Source organism: Sinimarinibacterium thermocellulolyticum (genome assembly GCF_040327995.1).
GTDB classification, from domain to species: domain Bacteria; phylum Pseudomonadota; class Gammaproteobacteria; order Nevskiales; family Nevskiaceae; genus Solimonas; species Solimonas thermocellulolyticum.
The window spans coordinates 1-1,942 of the sequence record NZ_JBEPIJ010000043.1; the positions used below are offsets into that span (position 1 = coordinate 1).

At 66.6% G+C, this 1,942-nt stretch carries 2 protein-coding genes; both read right to left on the reverse strand.

Annotated elements, in window-relative coordinates; genetic code table 11:
• Nucleotide 1: 1 nt before the first annotated feature.
• Complete coding sequence (locus tag ABSH63_RS15685) at nucleotides 2-769, reverse strand: SDR family NAD(P)-dependent oxidoreductase (protein WP_352891045.1); 768 nt, start codon at nucleotides 767-769, stop codon at nucleotides 2-4.
• A gap of 18 nt (nucleotides 770-787) precedes the next feature.
• Entirely contained in the window at nucleotides 788-1,924 is a 1,137-nt protein-coding gene (locus ABSH63_RS15690) for an acyl-CoA dehydrogenase family protein (protein ID WP_434223286.1), read from the reverse strand.
• Between the last annotated feature and the right edge of the window lie 18 nt (nucleotides 1,925-1,942).

Consider the following 1,942-nt stretch of genomic DNA (forward strand, 5'->3'; position numbering starts at 1 on the left):
CTCAGATCGCCTTGTGGACCATGCCGCCGTCGACCACCAGCTCGGCGCCGGTCATGTAGCTGCTGGCATCGCTGGCGAGCAGCAGCAGCGGACCGTCGAGTTCTTCGAGCCGGCCGAGCCGGCCCATCGGAATCGACTTCTCGTAGCGTGCACCGGATTCGGTGGCGAAGTAGTCGGCATTGATCGCGGTGAGGAACCAGCCGGGGCACAGGCAGTTCACGCGGATGTTATGGCGCACCAGCTCCATCGCCATGCTGCGCGTGAGCTGGACGACGCCGGCCTTGGACACGTTGTAGGCGACCTTGAGCACGCCGGTGCGCAGGCCGTAGATCGAGCCGACGTTGACGACGACGCCGGGCCTGGACGACGCGATCCACTGCTGCGTCGCCGCGCGTGCGACGCGCCAAGCTCCGGACAGATTGGTCTGCAACTGGAACTGCCAGGCGTCCTCGTCGGTATCGATGAACTTGCGCGGCTCGGTGGCGACGCCGGCGTTGCTGATCAGCACGTCGATGCCGCCATGCTCGGTTTCGATCTCGGCGAACGCCTGTTCGACGCTGTCGGGCTTGGTGACGTCCATCGACAATGCCGCGGCATCGCCGCCGGCCTTGCGGATCGCATCGACTTGTTCGGCGAGCTGCGGTCCGCGCCGTGCCGCCAGCAGCACCTTCGCGCCCTGTCGCGCGAGCACCTTTGCGATGTGCGCGCCCAGGCCGCTGGAGGCGCCGGTGACGAGAACGGTCTTGTTGTCGAGACGGAAGGCATTCATGACATTTCCCATCGGGGTTCAGGCCTTGCCCGCGAGCAATTTGCCGGCAAGGCTGTGGCGGTGGACTTCGCTCGGCCCGTCATAGATCCGGAACGCACGGACGTCCTTGAAGATGCGCATGACCAGCGATTCGCCGGTCACACCCTGGCCGCCGAGCACCTGCACGCAGCGGTCGACGACGCGCCAGACCGCCTCGGACACCATCACCTTGCACATGCTCGATTCGACATTGCCCTTGCCGCCTTGATCGAGCACCCAGGCCGTGTGCCAGATCGCGAGGCGCGCGCCGTGCAGGTCCATCGCGTTGTCGGCGAGCATGAAGCCGACGCCCTGATGCTGACCCAGCGGTTTGCCGAAGGCCTCGCGTTTGCGTGCGTAGTCGAGTGCCAGATCGTGCGCACGCCGCGCCTGGCCGAGCCAGCGCATGCAGTGCGTCAATCGTGCCGGCGCGAGTCGCACCTGCGCGTAACGAAAGCCCTGGCCCGGTTCGCCGAGGATGTCGGTCGCCGAAACACGCAGATTGTCGAAACGCAGTACGCCGTGGCCGCCGGTGAAGCAGGCATCGAGTGAGTCCATCATGCGTTCGAGCACGATGCCCGGCTGGTTCATGTCGGCGAGGAACATCGTCGCGCGATCGTCGAGCCTAGCCATGATGATGGCGAAGCTCGCGCCTTCGGCGCCGGTGATGAACCACTTGCGGCCGTTGATGACGTAGCTGTCGCCATCGCGCACCGCCGTGGTCTGCAGCATGGACGGATCGGAGCCGGCACCGGGCGAAGGTTCAGTCATCGCGAAACATGAGCGCGTGCGGCCCTCGACCATCGGCTGCAACCAGCGCGCCTTCTGCGCCGGCGTTGCGACCGCTTCGAGCAAGTGGATGTTGCCCTCGTCCGGCGCGTGGATGTTGAGCGCGACCGGTCCCAGCGGCGAGTAGCCGGCCTCCTCGAACACGATCGCCTTCTCGGCGTGGTTCAAGCCCAGACCGCCGAGCTCGGTCGACGCATGCGGCGTGAGCAAGCCGGCCTTGCGCGCACGCGCGACGAGTTCGGCACGCAGCGCTTCCTCCGGCCGGTGCGCGCCCTGAAGCGGATCGTTCTCCAGCGGGATCACCTGCTCGGCGATGAACTGGCGGGTACGCGCCTGCAGCTCCTGCATGCGCGGGGTCAAGCTGAA